This is a genomic window from Bacillus sp. TH13 (assembly GCF_016651175.1).
Taxonomy (GTDB): Bacteria; Bacillota; Bacilli; order Bacillales; family Bacillaceae_G; genus Bacillus_A; species Bacillus_A thuringiensis_S.
Genome location: NZ_JAEKEJ010000001.1, coordinates 184,531 through 210,547, shown reverse-complemented (window position 1 = coordinate 210,547; position 26,017 = coordinate 184,531). Strand labels below are relative to the sequence as shown.

Here is a 26,017-nt window from a genome sequence, read left to right as displayed (position 1 = left end):
ACTTTTATAGAGAGAAGGAAAATTATGCACAATGGAATTCGAATGACAACTTTGGTAAAAAGGGCTATGTTGGTTTGTGCGGGGGTATTATTTACATACGAAGCCGCTTTAGGATCAGTACATACTGCTTTAGCTAGTACAGAGGATGAAGCAAAATCTGTTCAACTTGTAAGTGAGATTCAAACATCTCTTGCTCCGAAAGAAGCTCCAAAGCATTATAACGGACAAGTTAGAAAAGTCGCTTACTTAACATTTGATGACGGTCCCGGAAAATACACAGCTGAGCTTTTAGATATGTTAAAGAAAGAAAATGCAAAAGCAACATTCTTCCTAATTGGTTCAAACGTAAAAGCTTTCCCTGATCTTGTAAAACGCGAAGATGCTGAAGGCCACTACGTTGGGATGCACAGTATGACTCATAACTACAAGAAACTTTACACTGAAGGTCATTATGTAGATGAAATGAAGGAAGATCAAGGCTTAATCGCTGGTGTTTTAGCTAAATCACCAGTATTAACTCGCCCATCTTACGGATCAATGCCAGGATTAAACGAAGCTCTTCGCAACAAAGTTGTAGAAAATGGCTTAAAGGTTTGGGATTGGACAATTGATTCTTTAGACTGGAAATATAACAAAATGCAAGTTGATGCTGCATCTGCTAAAATTGTAGAGAACGTACTACATGGTGCTACAAATCCAACAGAAGTTATCCTTATGCATGATATTCATCCACAATCGGTAAAAGCAGTACCTGGAATTATTAAAGGACTGAAAGAAAAAGGATATGAATTAGAAGCATATAATGAGAACGAACACTTCCCATTAAACTTCTGGCATGATAATCGTATGTAATAAAAAGACTTGATTCCCTTTAGTAGGTTATCAAGTCTTTTTTTATCCCATATATTAAAAAATATAGCCTACTAACTTCACAATTTCACTAATCAAAATACCGACCACTGCGAAATCAGAATCCCCGAATGTTGTATTCTCAAATCCTAAACCACCTAATATAGGTAATAATATCGCTGGTAGGAATGAAATTAGTAACCCATTTACAAAAGCGCCAAGTATCGCTCCCCTTCTACCTCCTGTTGCATTTCCAAATACAGCTGCTGTTGCTCCTGTGAAGAAGTGAGGAATTAATCCCGGTACTATTACACTTAAACCGATAAATGGAAGAAGAAACATGGAAAGAAGTCCAGCAATAAAACTTGTTAAAAAGCCAATAATAACTGCATTTGGTGCAAACGGAAAGATTGTTGGACAATCTAATGCTGGTTTTGCATTTGGTACAAGTTTATCTGCAATACCTTTAAATGCAGGTACAATTTCTGCAATTAACATACGTACACCTGCTAGAATAATATATACACCTGCTGCAAACGTAATGGCCTGCATGAAAGAATAAACGAGATAATTTTGTCCGTTACTTAATTCAGTTTCGATAAACTCCTTACCAGCAAATGGCGCAACAATAAAGAACAATACAGCCATCGTTAATGACATAGATACTGATGTATCACGTAAGAAACCAAGTGATTTCGGAACTTGAATTTGTTCTGTTGTTTTTTCTTTATTTCCAAATTTACTTCCAACAAACCCTGCCGCTAAATATCCAACTGAACCGAAATGGCCAATTGCAATATCATCCATCCCTGTAATCTTTCTAACATACGGTTGTAGTAATGCTGGAAAAATCACCATGAGTGACCCTAAAATAACTGACCCAATAATGACTAGTGAAGCGCCTTGCATCCCTGTAGTTGAAAATACCGCTGAAATTAAACATGCCATGAATAAGGTATGATGACCAGTTAAAAATACATATTTAAATTTCGTAAATCGTGCAATTATTAAATTTGTAATCATACCAAATACCATGATTAATGCCGTTTCTTTTCCTAATGTTTGCTGAGCTATTGCAACAACAGCTTCATTATTTGGAATTATACCTTTAATATGGAATGCTTTATCAAATATTTTACCAAAAACGTCTAAAGCTCCTACTAATATAGTAGCTCCGCCTCCTAAAACGACAAAGCCCATAATTGTTTTTAAGGTTCCTGAAACTGTGTCTGCAAAGTTTTTCTTTTGCAGTAGTAAACCACACATAGCAAATAATCCAACTAATATTGCAGGCTGTCCCAAAATATCCTTCATTATTATATCAAACATAGCATTACTCCCCTTTCACTGTACTACATCAGGTGTTTTTGTAATGCTTCTTTAATTTCATTTTGATCTAAAATATTTGTTAAACCAGCAACTGTGCGTGTGCCATCTTCAAGATTACAAATAATATCTTTTGCACCTAAATATAAATCAGCTTGCTCAGATTTACTAGAAGCTAAATCTGTATGAGATACTTCTGCTTGTAATCCTAGTTCATTTAAAATTTTCTTCACATTCATTTCCACAATAAAACTACTTCCTAAACCATTTCCACATACAACTAATACTTTTTTCATTTTAATTTCCCCTTTAATTAGAATATTTAGCTATCATTTCTAATAATTTATCTTTTGAATCTGAATGAATTAACATTTCCACATTTTTTTGTTCTGATAGCATCTCACTTAATTGTGCTAATGCTTTTAAATGTGTTTCATTATCTATAGCCGCTAGCACAATAATCAAATTAGCAGCATGCTCTTGTTTTTCTGAAAATGAAACACTTTCTTTTAACTGTAGTAAACTCATTCCTAGCTGCTTAACTCCTGCTTCTGGACGAGCATGTGGTATTGCAATTTTAGGTGCAATAACAATATAGGGACCTAATTTTTCTACATTTACAATCATTTCATCAATATATTCTTCAAGGATATATTGATTTTGTAATAACGGTTCAGCTGCTACCTTTATCGCATCTTTCCAATTATCAACTCGATTTTGAAGTTGAATAAACTCTTTAGTTAAAAGTTCGTTTAACATTGGTTTATATTTCTCCTCCTTCTCAAAATACACCGGACCACTCATAAATTCAGTCAATTCTCTTTTTAAAGATTGCTCATCTACTACATCGGAATATTTTCGAATAATTCCCATGACTACATCAACAGAATCCTTTTGATTCTCACCATACAATACTCCATTTACGTTTCTTAAAAGAGATGCTTTTTCAGAATCAGTTAGAATTGGATTCACCTTAAAAACAGGTACCCCTCTCTTCTCAATTTCAGTAGTTGTAATAATACAATCTACATCAAATGTATTTGATTCATATTCTCGCTTTGAAATTGCATTTAATATATCCACATTTGAAAATAATTTTTCTAATTGGTATTGCAACATACGTGATGTTCCAATACCATTCGGACATACAAGTAGCGCAGTTTTCCGCGGATTGGGAACGATTCCTTCTTTCCTCATCCACGCTCCAAAATGCATAGTAATATATGCAATCTCATCATCTGAAACAGATTTTCTCACATATTCTTCAAAATGATGAATCACTTTTTTCGTAAGATAATATACCTCTTTATAATTTTGCTGAATCGTATTTAGTAATGGATTTTCAATATCTATTCCATACTTCACCCGATAAAACGCGGGTTTCATATGCAAATATAGGTCTGAAGACAGCCCGTTAAAATCTTCAAATATAACGCAAGCATAGTCCTGAAATTCTTTAATCATCCTGTCAACAACCAAATGTATTTCATCCTTATTATTTTTTTCATACATATTTTCCTGGTAATTTACTTTTGCACCTAACAAATGCGTCGTAATATAATAAATTTCATCACTTGGAAATTTAACAGCAAACTTTCGCTCAAACTGCTTGGCGATATACTTTGCTGCTTCAAATTGCTTTGAATCTCGAAGAACATTTTTTTCTGCTTCTTCCATTTCAATGTACTGCCCTTTTAAAATACGTCTATGGAACAAATACATGTAAACGCTTAAATTTTCAAGCACCTCATCTGTATATTGGATACCTAAAAACCCTTCACAGTTTGAAAGAATATTTTTTATGTTGTAAAGTGTTTCTCGTTCCAGAGTATCTTTTTCATTCCTCATATCACTCATAATGCATTTTACTTGTGATATTAAATACTCCCAGCCGTTTTTGGTAATAATGAAAGAGAGACTGGAAATTAACAAATTTCGTTTATCCTGTTCATTTCCAGCAATTTGATAGCCTTGTTTACGCCCAAATTGTAATAATAAATCATACTTATTTAGTTCTACTTTTAGCTTTTTTAAATCTGTAAGCACAGTATTACGACTTACTTGTAAAAGGTCAATTAAGTCTTCTAATAAAATTCTGTTTTCCTTTATGAGTAAGTATAAAATTAACCATATTTTTCTTTCTTGTGGAGAATATTCATATTGATTACTCGTAAATTCATTTAATTTTTTTACTATCATCTGTTTCGTTTCATTACTTATGCAATAACCTAAAGGTCGGATATATTCAATTGAATGTAGCCCTTCTTCTTGTAACCAATCTTCAATCTTCTTAATATCATAATAAATTGTTCGCTTAGAAACTTGAATTACATCAATTAATTGATTTATAGACACATAACCTTCTGCTTGAATAATTTGTTGCAAAATATTTACACATCGATTATCTAATATCATATATGGTGTACACCCTTTCTATACTTGTTCACTAATTGACTTGCAAGTATAGATACTAACTTTGCAAAATTAGATTTTGTAATCGCTTTCTATTAATATAATATCTTTTATTACCTCCAAATATAAGTCCAAATTTTTGTTTCTATGTAGTGCAATGATTGTGCTTTAAAAATTACTTCAGCATACCTTCCCCCGTTGGAATACATTATTTACCTTTAATTCTAAAGTTCCCCTCATTATTCATTTACACCAATGACAAAAAGCTCTTTAGAATTTTTAATATAGCTTAGCACATATTAATCATAAGGAGTGATATGTATATGGATTTTCTCTCATCTGAGTATTTGTCTGCCTTGCTTGCCATTATTGTAATCGATTTAGTGTTAGCCGGGGATAATGCCATCGTAATTGGATTAGCAGCAAGAAGATTACCAAAAGACCAACAAAAGAAAGTTATTATATGGGGTACTGTCGGGGCAATCGCTATTAGAGCCCTCGCTACCTTAGTTGTCGTTTGGTTATTAAAAATACCTGGGTTACTCCTAATTGGTGGTGTACTTCTTATATGGATCGCTTACAAGTTGATCGCTGAGGGCAAAAATCATGATATTAAAGCCGAAGAAGGATTTTGGTCTGCTATTAAAACTATTATTATTGCTGATGCGTTAATGGGCATTGATAATGTACTCGCTGTTGCAGGAGCTGCGCATGGTAACTTTTCTTTAGTGATCATTGGGCTATTAGTTTCTATTCCTGTAGTCGTATGGGGCAGTACATTGATTCTAAAATGGGTAGATCGTTTTCCTGTCATCATTACGATTGGAGCAGCGGTTTTAGCTTATACTGCTACAAAAATGATTGTAGATGAGAAATGGTTCGCTGGATTTTTCGAAAGTAACCCTTTCGTGAAATGGGCATTTATCATTATTATCATCGTCGGTGTAGTTTTCTTCGGAAAGGCAAAACAAAAAGCAACAGCTGGTTCTGTCTAATAATGATGGTATATTTACAAATAAAAGGCGCTATTCATATGAATAGCGCCTTTTATTATTTATTTAGCTTCCCCTTCCGGAGTCGTTTTTACCTTCGTATTGTTTTTATCACGATTGTTATAGTTATACTTCGAACGATCTACTGGAGTGAATCCTTCCGGTGTGTAGAATCGTAATAAGTCACCATTTACGACTTGGTCAGAGTATTTTAGTGAGTTTTGAACCATTTGTTCATTTTTCTTTATTTCATCTGTAAATTCTACTGGCTTTCCAGTTGTTGTATCATAGTATTTGCCGTTTAGTGCAGTAACTGTTGGGCTTACGTAGTTACCGTTACGGAAAGCAACGACTTGTTTATGATCTGGTGATAATAAATCAGAACCGAATTGAACATAATTCTTTGTATCTGTACCTAGTAAGTGTAAAAGCGTTGGAAGAACGTCAATTTCACCACCATATTGATGTTGTACGCCACCTTTCACTCCTGGTACACGAACGATTAATGGTACACGTTGTAACTGTGCATTTTCAAATGAGTTCATTTCTTTACCCATTACTTTTGACATTGCTGCGTTATGATTATCTGAAATACCGTAATGGTCTCCATACATAACAATAATCGAGTTATCATATAAACCAGATTGTTTCAAGTAATCGATGAAGCCTTTTACAGATTCATCTAAATAGCGTGCTGTTTGGAAGTACGTATCTACTGATGAATCACCTGTTGTTGCTGGTTCAATCGTTGCTTCTGCCTTATCGATTGGATAAGGGAAATGGTTCGATAACGTAATAAACTTCGTATAGAACGGTTGTTTCAACGTTTGTAATAACGGAATAGATTCATTAAAGAACGGTTTATCTTTTAATCCATAGTTTACTACGTCTTTTTCATTCATATCGTAGTATGACGCATCAAAGAATTTATTAAAACCAAATGATTTATAAATATCGTCACGGTTCCAGAATGTTTTGTAGTTACCGTGGAATACTGCTGATGTGTATCCTTGTTGTCCTAAAATAGCTGGTGCTGATTGATACGTATTATGAGATTTCGTTGTAAAGACAGAACCTTGTGGTAAACCAAACATTGAATTCTCTAACATAAACTCCGCATCAGATGTTTTCCCTTGTCCTGTTTGATGGAAGAAGTTATCAAAATAAAGCGTATTCGCATCTTTTGTAAATGAGTTTAAGAACGGTGTAACTTCTTGACCATTTAATTTGTAATCAATTAAGAAGTTTTGGAATGACTCTAAATGAATATAAATTACGTTCATTCCCTTTCCTTTACCGAAATACTCAGGATTTGGACTTGCATAAGTTGATGTTAAATAATTTCGTACTTCTGTCATATTATCGCCATCAGCTAATGCTCGTTCTGTCGATGCTTTCGCACTTTGAATTCCATCATAAATTGTGTAGTTGTATGCCCCTAAATATTTCACAATATAATTACGGTCAAACGTTCTTGTTAATAATTCAGGACGGTCAGACTCTGCAAGACCTAAGTTAACACTGAATAATAAAATACCTGCTACAAATACTAGAGATACTTTATGCTTCGCAACACGAATTGGTTTTGGATTTACAAATTTTGTTGCGACTAACACAATTAATATAATCGTGTCTAAGAAGTATAGTGGATCATAAAGATGTAGCAACGCAAGAATACTACCACCTAAATCTCCAAAGTTATTCGTTTGTGTTAATGTCGGGAACGTAATAAAGTCACTGAAAAAGCGATAGTAAACTACGTTTGCATATAAAAGAATCGACAATAACAAGTTGATAACAATTAACCAAATATAAGATCGTTTCCCTTTTGCAAATAATGCAAGTCCTAAAAATAGAACTGCTGAACTTAGCGGGTTAAAAAACAGCAAGAATTTTTGGATTGTGTTTGAAATTCCTAAATTAAATTCCGTTACATAAGCTGCATATGTTTTGAGCCAAAATAAAATAACGGCAAACAGAAAGAATCCAAAATGATTGCTTAACACACTTTTGCTCTTTAATAAGAACTGTTTCATTTCTCCACCTCTTTTAATCATCCAAGGCTTATTTTTTATAAGTCTGTCTCTCTATTCAAATTTTCTTCTTCAAATAGATTATCTTTATTTAACTATATGAAGAATATTAGTAATTATAATTTGAAGCTAGTATTTATTCAACTATTTCTTTTTAAACATTTTGACCTTGGTTTCTATTTAACAAAATAAATTTGTAACATTTCCTGTTTTCTCCCAAGATTCATCCACTAATTATGACACCCCATACTATATACCTTTATAAACTCATTCGCAAACTATTCTATCTCCAATTTTGGTACATATTTCACATGACAAAATAATGTTATTTAATTATATTGCTCAACTTAGATTCCCCTGCTTCAACTAAATCTTTAAATCTTAAAGTCATTACATCTCTTCCATACATGAAAAATTTTCATGTTCATTAATATTATATTTGAATAATTATTCATTTATCCCACCAGTGGTGTTATGTTTTCTCGACAAAAAAACTCGCTCTAAAAAGAGCGAGTTTTTTCATTATATATTATTGACCTTTGTACATTGCATCTACTTGTTTTTGAAGTTCTTCATTTTCTAAGTACTCATCGTAAGTTGCCTCTTTATCGATTACACCGTTTGGTGTTACTTCGATAATGCGGTTTGCAATTGTTTGTACGAACTGATGGTCATGAGATGTGAATAACATTGTACCTTTGAAAGCAATTAAACCGTTGTTTAATGCAGTGATAGACTCAAGGTCTAAGTGGTTCGTTGGATCGTCAAGTGTGATTACGTTCGCACCACTTAACATCATTTTAGATAACATACAACGAACTTTTTCGCCTCCAGATAATACAGAAACGTTCTTCTTAACTTCTTCACCTGAGAATAACATACGGCCTAAGAAACCACGTAAGAAGCTTTCTGACTCATCTTGTGGAGAGAATTGGCGTAACCAATCAACTAAGTTATAGTCACTGTTCTCAAAGTATTTAGAGTTATCTCTTGGGAAGTAAGATTGAGATGTTGTAACACCCCATTTGAATGAACCGCTATCTGGCTCCATTTCACCCATAAGGATTTTAAATAATGTTGTCATCGCAATATCGTTACGACCGATAAATGCAACTTTATCACCTTTATTTAAAGTGAAGTACACATTATCTAACACTTTTTCGCCATCAATTGTTTTAGAAAGGCCTTCAACAGTTAATAAGTCATTTCCTATTTCACGCTCAGGTGTGAAGCCAACGAATGGGTAACGACGTGATGATGGTCTAATATCATCTAATGTAATTTTATCTAATAATTTTTTACGAGAAGTTGCTTGTTTCGCTTTAGATGCGTTTGAGCTAAAGCGCGCAATGAAGTTTTGTAACTCTTTTACTTTCTCTTCTTTTTTCTTATTAGCATCTTGTGTTAATTTTAAAGCTAATTGGCTTGACTCATACCAGAAGTCATAGTTACCAACATAAAGTTGAATTTTACCGAAATCAAGATCAGCCATGTGCGTACATACTTTATTTAAGAAGTGACGGTCATGGGATACAACGATTACTGTATTTTCAAAGTTCATTAAGAAGTTTTCTAACCATTGAATCGCTTTTAAGTCCAAGTGGTTGGTAGGCTCATCTAGTAATAGAATATCAGGTTTACCGAATAATGCTTGAGCAAGTAATACTTTTACTTTCTCTGCACCAGTCAATTCTGATAATTTTTTGTCATGAAGATCTTCACCAATACCAAGACCTTTTAGAAGGATTGCAGCTTCTGACTCAGCTTCCCAACCGTTAAGCTCAGCGAACTCACCTTCAAGTTCTGCAGCACGCATTCCATCTTCATCACTAAAGTCTTCTTTCATGTAAATAGCATTTTTCTCTTGCATTACTTTATAAAGTTGCGTGTGACCCATAATTACTGTTTCTAATACTGGGAACTCTTCATATTCGAAGTGGTTCTGTTTTAATACTGCTAGACGCTCACCTGGCGTAATATGTATGTCACCTGTTGATGGTTCAATTTCTCCAGATAAAATCTTTAGAAATGTTGATTTACCAGCACCGTTTGCTCCGATTAAACCGTAGCAGTTACCTGGCGTGAATTTTATGTTAACATCTTCAAATAATTTGCGATCCGCGAAACGCAAACTAACGTTACTTACTGTAATCATTTGTGTCCTCCTACTAATACCGCTTATTTCAGCGTTTTCTCACCGATTGTCTTAAAAAATCGCATATTACGACTCAATTATTGTAGACTATAGCTATTATATAGTAGAAGCTGGATGAATAGCAACGGTTGATTACCTTTCTATAATGAAATCGGATAGTTTTTATCCATTCCCCTAGCTATTGTATGTATATCATCGACCTCTTTCTCATATAACCATTCACTTCTCATTCTTTAATACATTGGATTCATTTTTCATTCGAAATTTTATATATAGAAAAACTGTAGAGAAATCATCCCCTACAGTCTTCACTTATTTCGTATTTATTATCTTTTCTTTATAACTCTTCAATCTACTCGTTAATCCCATTAAAGCAGGTAACAATATCGGCATCACGATTAAAGCTAATAGTAATAGTGCAACGCCAACAACTGATGCTACTTGTATAAGTGTTAATACACCTGAAGGGATTAATGCTGCAAATGTCCCTACTAAAATTAGCGCCGCTGATAATACAACTCCTCCTATATGACGAGATGCAGTTACAATTTTCGTTACCGAATCCCCTTCTATCTCGTTATAGCGCATCATTACAAAAATACTATAATCCACTCCTAAAGCGACAATCATAATGAAGCTAAAGAATGGAACATTCCAGCTTAATGACTCTACATGTAATACATGTGCACTAATTTGTTCGCTTATACCAAGCGATGCAAAGTACGCTAATAGTAATGAGCCAATAATAAATATTGTATTTAATAATGAACGTGTAATTACAATTAATACAATCGCAATTCCAATTAACATAATCGTAGCTGTACGTAAGAAATCTTGCCCTGTTACTTCTTTTAAATCAACGTTTCTAGCTGTTGTTCCGCCAATTGCTGTTTTCGCATCATGTAATTCCGTTCCCTTTACAGTGCCCTCGATTGTTTTATTGATTTCTTGAATAATCGGCATTGCTTCTTTTGAATACGGATTTACATCTAAAATGATGGTCATTTTAGCAATCTTTCTATCTTGTGACATGTACGTGTTCAATGCTTTTTGGAAATCGTCTCCCTCTAACACTTCTTTTGGAATATAAAACTTCTCAGAGCTTTTCGATTCATTGAGCTCCCCTAAATATTTCTGCGCGTCATGCAGGCCATTGCTTACTTTTCCAAGCCCTTCTGTACTTTTAGATAAACCAGATTGTAATTGCCCCATCTTTTCCTGCAGGTCTTTAAGGCCCGTTAAAAGTTGCCCTTGCCCATCGTTTATTTTCGTTAATCCAGATTGTAACTCAGTTGATTTATTCGCAATTTGTTTTGAACCTGCAGAACCTTCATTTAATCCATTTTTAAGATCCGCTGCCCCCTTTTGTAACTTATTAATTCCATTGTTCATTTCTTTTAAGCCGTTATCCACTTTCAGTAACGATTGATTCGCTTCTTTAAATGAACTCATCGCTGCTTTATGCTGCGTTGCTAATTGATTTAATTCTTTTGAAAGTATATTTAATTGTTTTTGAGCTTCTTTAGCAATTCCTATCGTTTGTTGTATGTTTGAATCATTCGCTAGTTCTGGTTTCGTTTGAACGAAATTGGTCATTAACATTTCAATTTGTTCATATCCCTTTTTCGCACCATCAATTGCTTGAGAAATACTTCCGAAGTATTGATCGTAAGAGCTTAAACCTTTTTCTAACTGTGCATAACCAGCATGCAGCTGCGACGTTGCATTAGATAGAACATTTATATTTTCGTTTACTGAAGCTAAGCCACTCTCAATTTGCTGTGCTCCTTGTGCACCGTCGTTTATGCCATTTGATAATTGATGTAAAGCTGTTCCTAATGCTGATACCCCGTTTTTCGCCTCGTTCGTTCCATCAATTAATTTTTGAACATTCGCAAGACTATTTGAATCATTACTTCCCATTTTATTTTTCGCATCCGTTAATCCATCATTAATTTCCTTTATGCCACCATCGGCATCTCCTAATCCTGTATTCAATTCTCCCGCTTGCTTATTTAAATATAATTCTTTTATCTTCTCACCAGTTGGACGTGTCGGTGCATATACTTCTGATACACCTTTAACTTTCGAAATTTTATCAGTTAATTCGTCTAAAATTTGTAGAGAAGTTCCTTCATCCAGCTTTTTATCAGATTGAATGACTAATGTACTCGGTGAAGAGAAACCAGGCGGAAAATGATCCTCTATTACGTTAATACCCATCTTTGATTCATACTTATTATCTACTTCAAATAAATCATTGTAATTTAGTGTATTAGAGTATTTTAATATGAAAGGAATCGATATTAAAAATACGATGATTAAAGCGATAAATGGCCTTGCTACTGAGTTTTTCGCAAATAATCCCCATAAGCGACTATCCTCATGACCTTTAAATGTTTTAACTGGATAAAACATTCCTTTTCCTAAAAGCACCATAAAAAATGGATTTAAAGTCGTTAATACGAGTAGTAATACTAAAACACCAATTGCTACCGCTGAAGTAGATTGATATAATTTAAAACTCGCTAACGCAAGTGATGCAAAACCAATTAGCACCGCTATACCGCTATATAATACGGTTTTACCTGCCGATTTAAATGTTTCTTTCGTGGCCAAAAATGCATTTTCTTGTTTACTTAATTCTTCTTTAAACCTCGTATATAATAAAATGTTATAATCTGTTCCTACTCCAAAGAGGACGACGACTACGAACACTTGTGTAAAGTTTGAAAATGGGAAATTAAATTGATCTACAAGCTGAGCAATAATCCCCATTGAAACTAAATACGACACACCGACTGTAAGAAGAGAAACAATCGGAACAACTGGTGAACGGAATACGAGGATTAATACTACAAGAATGAAAATGATTGAAATAACTTCTGTCTTTTTCACTCCCTCTTGAGAGGATTTAAGAAAATCACCCGCTATTAAGTCACTTCCTGTTAAATACGTTTTTACCCCTTTCGTTTGCACCTTTTCATGAAGATTATTTGAAACCTTTGATATTTCACCATGTTTTTTATCTATCGATATTTGCGTTAAAATAGTTGTATTATCTTTAGAAACTAATTGTTTCTCCAAGTCTTTATTATCTAAATGCGAAACAACTTCCTTAATTCCTAATTGCTCTTTTTCATTTTGCAGGGCGTTGATCGTTTTTGTTATTTCCTTCTTTTGTTCATCTGTTAAAGCTGCCTTATTGCCACTATTAAAAACGGCTATAATTTCATACTTTTCAACCCCTTCTTTATCCATCTCTTTAATCATCTTGTCAGCAATGCTGCTTTGTTCTGTATTAGGGATTGTAATTTTCCCTTTTTCCTTCACTAATTTATCCATATTAGGCATCGTTACAACCATTGTAATAGTAATAACTATCCATAATAGAAAAGATAAACTTCTCCAACTTTTTAACTTGCTCATTTAAATCATCTCCCATTATGAAATTTACACGCGGAATGAATATTCATTCCTATTCTTTTGAAAATCCTTTTGGAATGAACGTTCATTCCTATCATTCTATTAAATTATTCATTAACTTTATTAAACTAGGTAATACGGAATGAATATTCATTCCTTTAGTTGTAAAGATTTATCATCTCCTGTTATTCTTTTTCATACTTTTCTCGGAATGAATGTTCATTCCTGTCCTTATAAGGCTATAGAATCAAATGATTCTAATAGCATTCCAACAACTTTCTTCCAATTCCTTTACTAATTCATCTGTATATTCTAACTGCCCTGTTTCCATTACTTTAATTAATTTTTCAATTGGTTGATATACAATAATAATTAAAGCAATTGGTGGTAATGGACGAAGCAAACCTTTTTCGATTCCATCTTCAATCAAGTTCATGAAGAAACCCATGAAGTCCTCGAATATTTCATTGCTATGTTCATCTAGAAAATAACTATCACAGTGAGAATTTGTAAAAAGAAAAGCATCTGCATTTTGTCTCGCAAATTCAAATAAACGGTTGTATGTATGGCTAAACTGTTCACGAATATTTGCATCGACCGGGAAATCATTTTTTATTAATTCCGATAGTTGTAAAACACTTTTCGTAAATAAAGAATTAACAAGCGCTTCTTTATTTTCAAAATAACGATAGATCGTACCTGCGCCTACTTTTGCTTTTTCGGCAATCATCGGAATTGTTGTACCATCATAACCTCGTTCTGCAAAAAGTTGTATTGCAGCGTCAAAAATATCCTCTTGTTTGTTTTTAGCCATTTTTCCACCTCAATTTCCAGGAATGAAAATTCATTCCGTTTTTAATTATAAATTACATGAGTTAAAAGTCAAGTGCGTGACAAAGTATAACTGTGCTTTTTTATCCTCTATTTGTGAATGAAATTATATGAGCGACTTTCTGGATATATTGGCGCTACTTAAAATTATACCAGCGATTTTCTTGATATATCGGCGCTACTCTAATTATATCAGCGATTCTCATGATATATCGACTTACCGACAAAAATTCACAATATAAGAGGAAGCTATCCCGAAATTTCACTTAGGATAGCCCACCTTCATACATGCAAATTAAAAGAAATCATAAATAAATGGCTTACGCACTGGTACTAAATTCTCAAATGACCGTATTGCCTCGTCACTTCCACTAATTAATTCAAGTTCATTTAGTTCTAATGGACGTTTATATCCAAGCATTATTGCTGATAGTGCAGTTATATCCAGTTTAATTCCTTTTTCCGTTGTTTCTTCTACAATTGTTATTTCATGATTTGCAAGTCTCACTGCTACGTTATTCCACGGAGCAAATGCGTCTGTAATGTGTAGAATCACTTCTTGCTGTACATTGTTCCAGCTCAACTCATATTGTTTTAAGAACTGCTCTACATCTACAATTCTTCCCATAAAATATGGTTTTATTTCTGTCTTCACGCGTGGCTCTTGCAATGAATATAGCAACGGTTCGGTTTCACTTACTGTCATTTCAAGTTCTTTAATCATAGAATCATGCTGGCAAATAAAGTTCCACAGACCATTTCGTGCTTCATTATGCAGTGGTACAAATTCTTCTACTGTCATTTTATAGTTTTCTATTTTGTATAACATGTAACCTGCTGCCGTTTTATCTTCATCATAGTAAATCGCTAATGTTAAATCATCATAAACTGCTTGTAACCACCAGTTCTTCTCTCGAACTAACATACCTGAAAAACGTTCTGCAAATACTTCATAGAGCTTTTCGACCTCTTCTGGATGATTTTCTTTATTGAAACGTTTCACAGTTCCATTTACTTGTTTTTTCATCACTAAATCGCTCTTAGTCATATGACATATGAGTAGATTCGCACAAAGTTCCCAGCCGTATTTACGGTAAAATGAAACCGCAAATGGATGTAACATAGAGACTGTATAGCCATCTTTTTTCATCGTTTGAAGTGAATGTTGAAGTAGCTCTTTTACATGCCCACTTCTTCTGTACTCTGGATACGTCGCTACTCCTGCAACGCCACCCATTTTAAATTTTTCTTTACCTATGTAAATATGAAACGGAATGAGATGTAGTTTTGCTGCTAAGTCTTCCCCTTCCATAATGCCGTATATTTCATGACTTTCCTTCATCTTTGTAAGTTGCTGCTGTAATCGTTCCTCATCTACTTTATATTGAAAAGCGTATTCTGATAAACGTAATGCTTCTCTGAACTTATCTTCTTTTAATTGTATGACATTCATATAATTCTCCTCCATTCCCCGTTTGAATTGTATCACAATTCTTACTATTGTAGTTCGGTAAGTGAAATTACAAAGACGTTTTAACAAAAAAAGCAGATACATCACGTATCTGCTTTCCATCCTTATTATTTAGCTAACTTTTGAAGTTCATCAAAGAATGAAGGATATGATACACCTACTGCTTCTGCATCTTCAATAATTGTTTTTCCTTCTGCCAGGCAGCCAGCAATCGCAAGCATCATTCCGATGCGGTGATCACCGTAACTATTTACTGTATTGCCTTTTAAAGCTGATTTTCCGTAAATGATCATGCCGTCATCAGTTGCTTCTATGCGAGCTCCTAGTTTCGTTAACTCCGCAACGACTGTATCAATACGATTTGTTTCTTTTACTTTTAATTCGTGTGCATCTTTAATAACTGTAATTCCTTCTGCTTGTGTTGCCGCTAATGCGATTATTGGAATTTCATCAATTAATCTTGGGATAATATCTCCGCCGATTTCGATTCCTTTTAATGAAGATGTTTCAATTGTAATATTTGCAGCTGGTTCTGATGCCCCTTCGTTAATTAGATCTACAGTGAACGTAGCACCCATTTTCTCTATAACATCAATAATACCTGTACGAGTTGGATTCATTCCTACATTTTGTAATACTAGTTTACTATTTGGGATGATTGCACCTGCTACTAAGAAAAATGCTGCTGATGATACGTCACCTGGCACTTGAATGTCTGTTGCTGTTAATTTTTGTCCACCTGACAGCTTCACTGTCTTTCCTTCTCGAGTTACTTTAACACCAAATGCTTCAAGCATTCTTTCCGTATGATCGCGGGAAATATGTGGTTCTGTAACAGCTGTTACACCTTCTGCGCGAAGCCCTGCAAGTAAAATAGCTGACTTTACTTGTGCACTTGCAACAGGAGAAATATATTCAATTGCTTTTAAATCTCCGCCACGTATTGTTAGCGGTGTAAATGTTCCTTCTTCTCTGCCGTCAATGTTTGCACCCATTTGTTTTAATGGGTTTGTTACACGCTTCATCGGTCTTTTTGCGATAGATTCATCACCTTGTACGCAAGAGAAAAATGGTGTGTTAGCTAATATACCTGACATTAATCGAATTGTTGTACCAGAATTACCAACATCTAATACAGCTTTCGGTTCTTGTAAACCTTCTAATCCTTTACCAACTACAGTAACTTCATCACCGCTTTGCGTAATTTCTACTCCCATTTCTTTAAAACATGAAATAGTACTTAAACAGTCTGCACCGGGCAAGAAACCTTTAATTGTTGTTTTCCCTTCTGCAATCGAACCGAACATAACAGCACGGTGTGAAATGGATTTATCACCTGGGATTGTAATATCGCCATTCAATCCGTTATTAACAGGTTGTATTGTTCTTTCTTTCACGTTTTTCACCTTCTCATTTAAATTGTTTCATAAGTTTGGTATTCTTCTTCTCCAAGCGCTAGCTTTGCTTTCATACGATCTTCTTCCCTTTGGAAGCTAATACGTAATACCCCAAGCAGTCCTTCACGCGCTTCTAATATTTGCAAGTTCGTAATACTAATTTCCTCGCGCGCTAAAATACTCGTAATATGAGCCAATGCCCCTACTTTATCTAAAACATCGACGTATAAGTCGTGATAGGCAGGAATTGCCCCTCTCTTTCGTACTGGTAAAGAGTCACGGTATTCTTTCGCGTCTGCAAAATAGGTTTGAATCTCGCCTGCATCTCCAGTAGAAACTGTATCATATAAATCTTCCATTTCAGAGATCCACTCTTTTAATAATACCATTAAATGCTCGCGATTTTGCTTAACAATATCACTCCACATTTTTGGGCTACTGGATGCGATACGTGTAATGTCTTTAAACCCTCCCGCAGCTAGTTGATGAATGAGCGGATTATCTCCTGCATGTTTCTCCACTTGCTTTACTAATCCAGCTGCGATAAGATGCGGAAAATGACTAACGATCCCTGTTACATAATCATGTTCCTCTGTATTTAGAACGAGAAAATGAGATCCTGTTCCTTGTAACCAACGCTTTAGTTCTTCCACATGTTCATTTGGCACATGATTCATCGGCGTTAAAATATAAAATGCATTTTCAAATAAATGTGCTTTTGCACTTTCAACTCCCGTTTTATGAGAACCTGCCATCGGATGTCCACCAATGAAAGAAACTTCCTTTGAAAATAAAGCTTCCGCTTCGTTCATAATAGAACCTTTTGTACTACCAACATCAGTCACTATAACATCTTCTCGTAAACGGAATGACGCAAGTTTGTGTAATAGCTTCTTCGTTTCTTCAACTGGAGAAGCAAAAACAATTAAATGTGCCTCTTCACATGCATGTTGTAAATCAACTGCTATTTCATCTACTACGTGTAATTCTTTTGCACGCTCTATTTGTTCTTGAAATATATCGTAACCTGTTATCGTTACATCGTGCTCTTTCTTAATCGCTAAGGCAAGAGAGCCTCCTATTAAACCTGTTCCAATTAATACTACCTTTTTACGCATTTGCCTCATCTCGAGACTTTCTTTTTTTATTTTCAAAGTGTTGTTTTAACACTGAAATCACTCCTTCATTTTGCTCCCTTGTTCCAACTGTAATACGGACACCATTTGGGAATGGACGAATAATAAACCCTGCATGTGCGCAAGCTTCATAAATCTCTCCAGCATTATCTACCGGTAAGAAGATGAAATTAGTTTGTGACGAATAAAATGGTATACCGTTTTCCTTACAGAAACTCTCGTATTGCTGTAATCCTTCTGTATTCACGCGAACTATTTCTTTAATAAACTCGTCATCATCAAAAGCAATCGTAGCTGCTTTTTGCGCTAATGAAGATACGTTAAATGGTAAACGTACGACATTTAATTTCTCAATTAGCTCTTCCTGTCCGATCGCATATCCAACGCGGAAAGAAGCTAATCCGTATGCTTTAGAAAATGTTCTAAGTACAAGAATGTTTTTATGTTTTTCTAAAAGCGGTAATGTCTCCGGGAAATCTTTTGCTGTTACGTATTCATAGTACGCTTCATCAATGACAATTAACGTATTTTCACTAATACCTTCAATAAATTGAGTCAAATTTCGATCATTCACATATGTGCCTGTCGGGTTGTTCGGATTACAAATCCATACGATCTTCGTATTATTATTTATTGCTGACGAAATTTCGTCTAAATCGTATACACCATTATTTAAAGGGATTTCTTTCACTTCACAACCTTCAATAATTGCATGATGACGGTACTGCGGGAATGTTGCACCAGCCGTTACGATGTTATCTCCTGCTTTAAGTACTGCACGGCTTATTATTTGAATGACTTCGTCTAAACCACTACCGCAAAGTATTTGTTCCATTTGGACATGTAACTTATCTGCAATTGTTTGACGGAGCGTTGTAGCACCTCCGTCAGGATATAAAGCATGTTCCAACCAAGACTTTTGCAACTCTTCTAAAACTCTCGGTGAACAACCGAATGGATTTTCATTCGATGCTAATTTCACAAACGAATGATCTCCGTACACTTCTTTCATTTGTTCTGGTGATTTACCTGGTTTATATGGTTGTAATGATGATAGTTGATCTTTTACTTGCACGTTAAACCCACCTTTTTATTAAAATTCTTTTGCGTAGTTATTGTGTTGCATAATGTTTTGTTTTAATAATTCCATACGATCTTTTCCGAATTGTTCGACTAGTGCATCTGCAAGTTCCCATGCTACAACAGATTCAGCTACTACACCCGCTGCTGGTACTGCGCAACTATCAGATCTTTCAATACTCGCTTGGAATGCTTCTTTCGTATCAATATCAACGCTTGCTAACGGTTTGTATAATGTAGGAATTGGCTTCATAACGCCTCTTACGACAATTGGCATACCTGTTGTCATACCGCCTTCTAAACCGCCAGCATTATTCGTTTTTCTCGTGTATCCTTTTTCTTCATCCCACAGAATTTCATCATGCACTTTACTTCCTGGTTGTCTTGCCGCTTCAAAACCTACGCCAATTTCAGCACCTTTAAATGCATTTATACTCATAATTGCACCAGCAAGTTTGGCATCTAATTTACGATCGTAATGAACGTAACTACCAACGCCAATTGGCATACCTTCTGCAATAACTTCCACAATACCACCGATTGAATCTCCGCTACTTTTTGCATTGTCAATCGCATCCATCATTTCTTGCTCTACTTCTTTGTCTAAACATCGAACCGGTGAGTTTTCAGTTATCGTTTGAATTTCTTCAATCGGTAAGTTTGAAATATGTTTTGCTTTTACACCACCAATTTCAAGAACATGTCCTGCAATTTTCACACCTAATTCGCTTAAAATTTGTTTTGCTACTGCACCAGCAGCTACACGAACTGTCGTTTCTCTTGCAGATGAGCGCTCTAATACGTTTCTTATATCACGATGACCATATTTAATTGCTCCATTTAAATCCGCATGTCCTGGACGTGGTTTTGTAATTGTACGTTTCATGTCTTTACTTTCTTTTTCAGAAATTGGCTCAGCACCCATTACTTTCGTCCAATGTTTGAAATCATCATTTTTTACGATTAACGTAATCGGTGATCCAAGTGTCATCCCGTGACGAACACCACTTACAATTTCAACTGTATCTGTTTCAATTTGCATGCGTCTTCCGCGTCCATGACCTTTTTGTCTTCTTAATAATTCTTTATTAATATGTTCCGCCGTAAGTGTCAAACCTGCTGGTACACCTTCTAAAATAACTGTTAACTGCGGTCCATGTGATTCTCCAGCTGTAATGTATCTCATTTCTCTTGCCCCTTTACTATTTTTTTGTACAAAAAAGTCCCTACTGAGCGCTCAGTAGGGACGATGTTTATCGCGGTACCACCCTAGTTGTAGACAACTGTCGTCTACCTCTCTTCTTCTTTAACGATCGTTTGACCGTCTTCCCCTCCATAAGTTGTCGAGAAAGATGCTCCAAGGCTGTAATTCATGCTTACCTTTGTACTGATTCACACCAGCCATCAGCTCTCTTTAACAGTGAGATAAGCACTACTGTTTCCTCTTCAACGCATATATAATATGGAATTAAGATAATTTATTTTTGAAACCTTTTAACTCATCCATGAATCTATGGAATTCTGGAATGTCCATTTGTTGTGCAGAATCTGACAATGCAACTGCTGGATCTGGATGAACTTCAGCCATTACTGCATCTGCGCCAATTGCAAGTGCCGCTTTCGCTGTTGGTAATAATAAATCTCTGCGTCCAGTTGAATGTGTTACATCAACGATAACTGGTAAATGTGTTTCTTTCTTTAAAATTGGTACTGCAGAAATGTCTAATGTGTTACGTGTTGCTCTTTCGTATGTGCGGATACCGCGCTCACAAAGAATAATTTGATCGTTACCTTGCGCAATGATGTATTCCGCTGCGTTAATGAACTCATCAATTGTTGCTGCTAATCCACGTTTTAATAATACTGGTTTGTTAACTTTACCTACAGCTCGTAATAAATCGAAGTTTTGCATGTTACGTGCGCCAACTTGAATGACATCAACGTAGTCTAATGCCATTTCAACATCGTTCGGATTTAAAATTTCACTAATAATTGCTAAGTCGAACTCGTCTGCTACTTGGCGTAAAATTTGTAGCCCTTCTACTCCTAAACCTTGGAAATCGTATGGAGATGTTCTTGGTTTAAAAGCACCACCGCGCATTAATTTTAAGCCTTGGTCTTTCATCGCTTGCCCTACTTGACGAACTTGCTCTAAGCTTTCTACTGCACAAGGTCCCATGATGAACGTTTGTGTTCCGTTTCCAATCAATTCACCTTTTACATCAACGATTGTATTTTCTTGTTTCTTTTTACGTGATACTAGTAACGCTTTACGGTTATCATCTTCTTGTAACTCTAAGCTTGCTTTGAAAATCGTTTTGAAAATATGTTGAACTGTTGATGTTTCGAATGGTCCTTCGTTATGCTCTGCGATCATATCAAGTACTTCACGCTCACGTACTGGATCAAAGCGTTTCGTACCTTGTACTTGCTTTTGCTCTCCAATTTTTTGAACGATTTCACCACGTTTGTTTAAAAGGTGTAATAGTTGTAAGTTAATTTCATCTACCTGTTTACGTAATTGATCTAATTCATGATTTGCCATTTGGAAATCCTCCTCTAATGTTTTAAAAGTATAGTAAGAGAATAAAAGATTCTCTATTTTCTGAACTGGTTAATTATACAAATTTATAGTGGGATCGATACCTTTTCTTATTTTAAACTAATAATTCGTACAAAGACATGAACTACTAGTTAAAAAGCCACTTTTTTGTACAAAAAAGCCCTACTGATCCAATCAGTAGGGACGATATTTATCGCGGTACCACCCTAGTTGTAGACTTCTTTCGTCTACCTCTCTTCATTGTTAACGATCATCTGACCGTCTTTCCCTTCATAAAGACAATACTATCTTTACTACGAAAAAGATGCTCCAGGACTGTAATTCGCTCTTGTTTTTGTACTGGTTCGCACCAACCACCAGCTCTCTGTTACAGGGAAACAACAACTACTGCTTTTCCTTTCAATGCATGACTATTTTATTTTCAAGTTGGACCACTAAAATACAAAAAGTCCCTACTGAATAAATCAGTAGGGACGATATTTATCGCGGTACCACCCTAGTTGCAGACTAACTTTCCGTCTACCTCTCTTCACTGTTAACGATCAATTGACCGCTTTTTCCTCATAAAGACAAACTATCTTTATTACGAAAAAGATGCTCCAAGACTGTAATTCATGATTATCCCTGTACTGGTTCACACCAACCACCAGCTCTCTGTTACAGTAAGACTAACCACTACTGTGATCTCTTCATTGCACTTTGTTTATTCAAATGTTTTTGAAATTGAATAAGTATGATTCGTATTATAGAACGCTTTTCAAAACACTGTCAACAACTTTTTATATATTTTTTAAAATTCCACTTTCGTCCTATAATTCTTCTTGTAAATCACCCATTACAATTCCTATGCGAATTATTTCATTTTCCAGTAAATGCAAAACGTATTCCTCTACTTCATACTGAACTAATAATTCTTTTATTTGTATGATTTCTTTTTCAAATAAAACGGCTTCTTGACATGTTTGTAGTAAAATAAAAAACACATTTGCAAACATTTTTTTATGCGCTTTCATACTTTCTTTCTTATGAAGCATTTCAATCAATAACTGCTTCATTTCCTCACCTGTACATTTACCATGTACACTTGAAAATGCACGAGACATAATACATAATCCTTTTTCTAATATTTCATCCATGTATAAAATAATACGTAAAAGCATTACATATTCTCTCACAGTTATCTCACCCATTTTTGGTCGTTCTCGCAAAAATACACTGAACCAAGCTGTCCAAAATTTTTGTTGTTCTTTTACGCTTAATGTTTTGACGTAATAGCATAAAAACTGCATAAATTTAATTTTATTTTCTTCATTTTCTAATATGAGTAAAGGGTATAACCAATCTGTTTTTTGCTCCCAATATAGTACACATTTAATAAATACAAAGCTAAGCCACTTCAAGAAAGCTTCCCTCGTATGTGGATGTAATACTTCCAAATGTTCTACCGCATACTTAATAAATCGTTTCATTTCTGTAAATAAAGGTAAATTTATTTGCGTGTAACATAAGCCAGCCCATGCATATTCCGTAATCTCATTTGGTTTTTTCAAATCTAAGTATGGTAACAAATATTTTCGGCACCATTGCTTTTCAATATGATATAGAAATGTAATATCCGCTATTAAACGAGCAACCATAAAGTTTGTTCGTTCTGAATGAACTCTTACTTGTTCTTCAAATAAAAATAAATATTCATATACATTACGATCGTATAAATGATCATATGATAACAATTTTAATAATACAGCTGTCATTTTTCCAACAGGATGCTGAATTGACTCATTGTAAAAATCTTGTTTTCCGAGCTTAAAATCTGTATTACTTTTCATAACTTGAGGAAATACTGAAAAAGCAAAACGTTTTACAACACGTATACTATTCTCCTCTAACTCTTCTAGTCGATTACTAATTTCATATAGAAAACTACTAATTAACCAATGAAAATCCGTATTTCTAACAAATTGCTGCAATAGCGGAATAATTTTTTGGATTTGATTATTTGTCAATCCTCGGTTATTTCGCCATTCTCTAATACAAACAAACCATACTTCATTACTTATTTCTTGCACTCCTACTAATTGGTATGCGAATGAAATACTCCACTCTGTATTTAATTTACATGCTTTTGATAACATCTCTAAAAAATGGCGTTGTTCAAAAACACCATCTTGAGAAAATTGCCGAACTTGCTTCATAATTTCAATATCTTTCAGCTGCAATAATCCGTCAGCAGTGACATTACAAGTAATGCTTTGTTCTGTATCTTCTTTCTTTTGTACACTGTATCGTTCAGAATGAAAATGAGGATGTTTTTGCTTCATTAACTCATACCCATTTGCCGTAGATGGACTATTTGAATCACACTTGAATAATAAGTCTAATACGAGACATGCATCAAATACCCTCTCTTCTGTAAGATGCTTTATTACAGTTCGAGTGACTTCTTCTTTAGTTTTTTCTAAACAATGTGCATAATGCCTTTTTAAAAGTTGAAAAACTTCGTGTTTATAAGTGAAATTTAAAAGAAGTCCTTCATGTAACAACCATTTCATTTTGTCATCTACACGAACAAAAATATTTTTATTCATCGCATCAATTGCAATTCGCTTTTGAAGCACACTATTTGCTTCTATCATTTCTGTAATATAATAATCCGCTTTTTTCTCATTGTTTTCGCATAAATAAGCTAGACACTCTTTTACAATTTGTATTAAAAATGCAAGATCATTTTGATAAAACTCTTTTTCTACATCTTCCTTATTTCTTTTTTTCAATGCCGTTTGTCTTAACGACAACATTCTCAATTTTTCTAATCCAATCATCATAATTGGAACAGCGTAGTAGGCGATATATGGCTTCATCTTTTCGTTCCAAATTTGCTCCACATGAGAAAATATAGACACTGGTAAGCGACTCGATTCCTCGAGTTCTATTGATTCTTGCGTATCATTTCCCCATTTCCTTACTCGTTTCAACTTTAATTTTCCGTCTAAAATAAAAGTTAGTAACAATAAGGAAATTTCCTTATGCTCTGGAAAAGAACATTTTTGTAGTAAGTTAGAAATCTTTTCTATAGAGCTACTATCTTTTTCAGCTGTTTCTAATAGAAGGAGTGTCCACCTTGCAAACAACAATGGGTCCATCTTACTTTTCGTTTCGTTTAAGTAGTTACAAATCGTTCTCCATAATAACAGTGATATTTTAGAATAGTTTTTATAAATTAATTGAAATAATTCTTTCTGATGACTAAAAAGAAATTGTTCTACTAACCATTCTGCAAGTAATTCATCTACCTCATTATAATTTGGCGTAAGCATAAACAAATTTTGTAATTTACCTTCTGCTTCCAACCATTCGACCCATTCATAATCATGAGCAAATTCCACAAAGTAACGAACTGTTTCAATTTTTTTAATTGATTGCTTTATGTATGATAATTGTTCCTGTTCTACTGACGGTGGAACCGTTACAATATCCCGAATACGCATTCTTTTCGTAATATAATTATCACCCATTAATTCTGCCCATCGTTTTACCGCTTTTACGAGGGATTGATGATTATTTGCTTTATTCGGATACACAATTGGTCTTATCCCTAAATGTTCCCAGTGGTACGTATTTTCTCCTTGCGCAACAAAAGCATACCGTCTTGTACTTGGTGGTAAACCAGTTGCTAAATATTTCATTACTGGGTCATTATGGCTATATCCAACGAATAAAACAGTGTAATTTGAGAATAGATCGACTAAAAACCTTCTCGCCCATCCTTCCGTTAAGTAAGCCCTTCCAAAATCACCGTCTGTTAAAATTAAAGCCTCTTTCTCCTGTTCTACATTACCATGTATATAAGCAAGACCTTTAAAAGCCCTCCCAGTCGGTAAAGCTGGAGCGTAATAAACATTGGTATCTCTATTTATTTCTTTAATTGCAGTTGTAAAATGTTGATCAAAATTTGTTGTTACAATGCGGACATCTGTATCTAAAGGAAATAACCTTGGAATTGCATAATGCAATGGATTCGGTTTTGATTTCTCTATATGAACAAGATCTCTTGCGACTTGATGTACATCTTTTGTTTTCGCAATTTTACCAAGATAATAATCATGAGGTTCTGTTATTTCACGTTTTTCGACATATAACGTTTTTGCAATTTCATCAACTAAATCATCAAAATTCGGTAAGTTTGATTTCCCTTTCATAGAAACTCCCGCTCCAACAAATAACACTAACTTCCCTTGCTCAAGGTGATCGATTAATTCATCTGGAATTTCTACTTCTGAAGTAATCCACATTCTGGATTCCCCCTTACCTAAAAATGTCATACACTCTCATTTTACTATAACATT

General features: G+C 34.6%; 16 protein-coding genes and 3 other annotated features. Of the genes, 2 read left to right on the top strand and 14 right to left on the bottom strand.

Going from position 1 to position 26,017, the window contains the following annotated elements; all coding sequences use genetic code 11:
* Window positions 1-24: 24 nt before the first annotated feature.
* Entirely contained in the window at window positions 25-852 is an 828-nt protein-coding gene (locus JFU02_RS01050; RefSeq protein ID WP_201069441.1) for a peptidoglycan-N-acetylglucosamine deacetylase, read from the top strand.
* 54 nt (window positions 853-906) lie between these two features.
* Here JFU02_RS01050 and JFU02_RS01045 read toward each other — a convergent pair whose 3' ends face one another.
* From JFU02_RS01045 to JFU02_RS01035, 3 genes are read right to left on the bottom strand one after another with little or no spacing between them, the layout of a single operon-like run.
* Window positions 907-2,178: a PTS ascorbate transporter subunit IIC gene (locus JFU02_RS01045; RefSeq protein WP_061666517.1), complete on the bottom strand. Its 1,272-nt coding sequence runs from the start codon at window positions 2,176-2,178 to the stop codon at window positions 907-909.
* 23 nt (window positions 2,179-2,201) lie between these two features.
* Window positions 2,202-2,471 carry a PTS sugar transporter subunit IIB gene (locus tag JFU02_RS01040; RefSeq protein ID WP_000757316.1) on the bottom strand — a complete coding sequence of 90 codons (270 nt, stop codon included), beginning with the start codon at window positions 2,469-2,471 and terminating at the stop codon, window positions 2,202-2,204.
* A 13-nt stretch (window positions 2,472-2,484) separates the two neighbouring features.
* Window positions 2,485-4,590 carry a BglG family transcription antiterminator gene (locus JFU02_RS01035; protein ID WP_000599581.1) on the bottom strand — a complete coding sequence of 702 codons (2,106 nt, stop codon included), beginning with the start codon at window positions 4,588-4,590 and terminating at the stop codon, window positions 2,485-2,487.
* A 320-nt stretch (window positions 4,591-4,910) separates the two neighbouring features.
* Between JFU02_RS01035 and JFU02_RS01030 the strand changes: the two genes are divergently transcribed.
* Window positions 4,911-5,582 carry a TerC family protein gene (locus tag JFU02_RS01030; protein WP_000346964.1) on the top strand — a complete coding sequence of 224 codons (672 nt, stop codon included), beginning with the start codon at window positions 4,911-4,913 and terminating at the stop codon, window positions 5,580-5,582.
* A gap of 59 nt (window positions 5,583-5,641) precedes the next feature.
* Here JFU02_RS01030 and ltaS read toward each other — a convergent pair whose 3' ends face one another.
* From ltaS to JFU02_RS00975, 11 genes are all read right to left on the bottom strand, one after another.
* Window positions 5,642-7,615: a lipoteichoic acid synthase gene (ltaS, locus tag JFU02_RS01025; RefSeq protein ID WP_098285664.1), complete on the bottom strand. Its 1,974-nt coding sequence runs from the start codon at window positions 7,613-7,615 to the stop codon at window positions 5,642-5,644.
* 526 nt (window positions 7,616-8,141) lie between these two features.
* A complete protein-coding gene (locus tag JFU02_RS01020) occupies window positions 8,142-9,767 on the bottom strand; it encodes an ABC-F family ATP-binding cassette domain-containing protein (RefSeq protein WP_000633860.1) in 1,626 nt (541 codons plus the stop codon).
* 312 nt (window positions 9,768-10,079) lie between these two features.
* Complete coding sequence (locus JFU02_RS01015) at window positions 10,080-13,196, bottom strand: MMPL family transporter (RefSeq protein WP_201069440.1); 3,117 nt, start codon at window positions 13,194-13,196, stop codon at window positions 10,080-10,082.
* 244 nt (window positions 13,197-13,440) lie between these two features.
* Window positions 13,441-14,007, bottom strand: coding sequence for a TetR/AcrR family transcriptional regulator (locus JFU02_RS01010; RefSeq protein ID WP_001107290.1), 567 nt, complete (start codon window positions 14,005-14,007; stop codon window positions 13,441-13,443).
* A gap of 312 nt (window positions 14,008-14,319) precedes the next feature.
* Entirely contained in the window at window positions 14,320-15,477 is a 1,158-nt protein-coding gene (locus JFU02_RS01005; RefSeq protein ID WP_201069439.1) for a GNAT family N-acetyltransferase, read from the bottom strand.
* Window positions 15,478-15,602: 125 nt separating this feature from the next.
* On the bottom strand, window positions 15,603-16,892 hold the full coding sequence (gene aroA / locus JFU02_RS01000; RefSeq protein ID WP_000664603.1) for a 3-phosphoshikimate 1-carboxyvinyltransferase: 1,290 nt from the start codon (window positions 16,890-16,892) through the stop codon (window positions 15,603-15,605).
* A gap of 17 nt (window positions 16,893-16,909) precedes the next feature.
* A complete protein-coding gene (tyrA, locus tag JFU02_RS00995) occupies window positions 16,910-18,010 on the bottom strand; it encodes a prephenate dehydrogenase (protein ID WP_001228135.1) in 1,101 nt (366 codons plus the stop codon).
* Window positions 18,003-19,103, bottom strand: a complete 1,101-nt coding sequence (gene hisC, locus JFU02_RS00990; protein WP_001197262.1) for a histidinol-phosphate transaminase — start codon at window positions 19,101-19,103, stop codon at window positions 18,003-18,005. The genes tyrA and hisC overlap by 8 nt, the downstream gene beginning before the upstream one ends.
* An 18-nt stretch (window positions 19,104-19,121) precedes the next feature.
* Window positions 19,122-20,294: a chorismate synthase gene (aroC, locus tag JFU02_RS00985; RefSeq protein WP_001269431.1), complete on the bottom strand. Its 1,173-nt coding sequence runs from the start codon at window positions 20,292-20,294 to the stop codon at window positions 19,122-19,124.
* A 53-nt stretch (window positions 20,295-20,347) separates the two neighbouring features.
* Window positions 20,348-20,567 (bottom strand) — a binding site (T-box leader).
* A 9-nt stretch (window positions 20,568-20,576) separates the two neighbouring features.
* A complete protein-coding gene (locus JFU02_RS00980) occupies window positions 20,577-21,653 on the bottom strand; it encodes a bifunctional 3-deoxy-7-phosphoheptulonate synthase/chorismate mutase (RefSeq protein ID WP_001273575.1) in 1,077 nt (358 codons plus the stop codon).
* A gap of 194 nt (window positions 21,654-21,847) precedes the next feature.
* Window positions 21,848-22,083 (bottom strand) — a binding site (T-box leader).
* Window positions 22,084-22,137: 54 nt separating this feature from the next.
* Window positions 22,138-22,373: a binding site (T-box leader), on the bottom strand.
* A gap of 107 nt (window positions 22,374-22,480) precedes the next feature.
* Entirely contained in the window at window positions 22,481-25,963 is a 3,483-nt protein-coding gene (locus tag JFU02_RS00975; protein WP_061666504.1) for a DUF4020 domain-containing protein, read from the bottom strand.
* Window positions 25,964-26,017 lie beyond the last annotated feature (54 nt).

Excerpts from the sequence above, each read along its gene's own strand:
- JFU02_RS01015 (WP_201069440.1), bottom strand. The coding sequence starts at position 13,196 with ATGAGCAAGTTAAAAAGTTGGAGAAGTTTATCTTTTCTATTATGGATA.
- JFU02_RS01050 (WP_201069441.1), top strand. The coding sequence starts at position 25 with ATGCACAATGGAATTCGAATGACAACTTTGGTAAAAAGGGCTATGTTG.
- aroC (WP_001269431.1), bottom strand. The coding sequence starts at position 20,294 with ATGAGATACATTACAGCTGGAGAATCACATGGACCGCAGTTAACAGTT.
- JFU02_RS01040 (WP_000757316.1), bottom strand. The coding sequence starts at position 2,471 with ATGAAAAAAGTATTAGTTGTATGTGGAAATGGTTTAGGAAGTAGTTTT.
- JFU02_RS00980 (WP_001273575.1), bottom strand. The coding sequence starts at position 21,653 with ATGGCAAATCATGAATTAGATCAATTACGTAAACAGGTAGATGAAATT.
- JFU02_RS01045 (WP_061666517.1), bottom strand. The coding sequence starts at position 2,178 with ATGTTTGATATAATAATGAAGGATATTTTGGGACAGCCTGCAATATTA.
- JFU02_RS01035 (WP_000599581.1), bottom strand. The coding sequence starts at position 4,590 with ATGATATTAGATAATCGATGTGTAAATATTTTGCAACAAATTATTCAA.
- JFU02_RS00975 (WP_061666504.1), bottom strand. The coding sequence starts at position 25,963 with ATGTGGATTACTTCAGAAGTAGAAATTCCAGATGAATTAATCGATCAC.
- ltaS (WP_098285664.1), bottom strand. The coding sequence starts at position 7,615 with ATGAAACAGTTCTTATTAAAGAGCAAAAGTGTGTTAAGCAATCATTTT.
- JFU02_RS01005 (WP_201069439.1), bottom strand. The coding sequence starts at position 15,477 with ATGAATGTCATACAATTAAAAGAAGATAAGTTCAGAGAAGCATTACGT.
- JFU02_RS01020 (WP_000633860.1), bottom strand. The coding sequence starts at position 9,767 with ATGATTACAGTAAGTAACGTTAGTTTGCGTTTCGCGGATCGCAAATTA.
- JFU02_RS01030 (WP_000346964.1), top strand. The coding sequence starts at position 4,911 with ATGGATTTTCTCTCATCTGAGTATTTGTCTGCCTTGCTTGCCATTATT.
- JFU02_RS01010 (WP_001107290.1), bottom strand. The coding sequence starts at position 14,007 with ATGGCTAAAAACAAACAAGAGGATATTTTTGACGCTGCAATACAACTT.
- tyrA (WP_001228135.1), bottom strand. The coding sequence starts at position 18,010 with ATGCGTAAAAAGGTAGTATTAATTGGAACAGGTTTAATAGGAGGCTCT.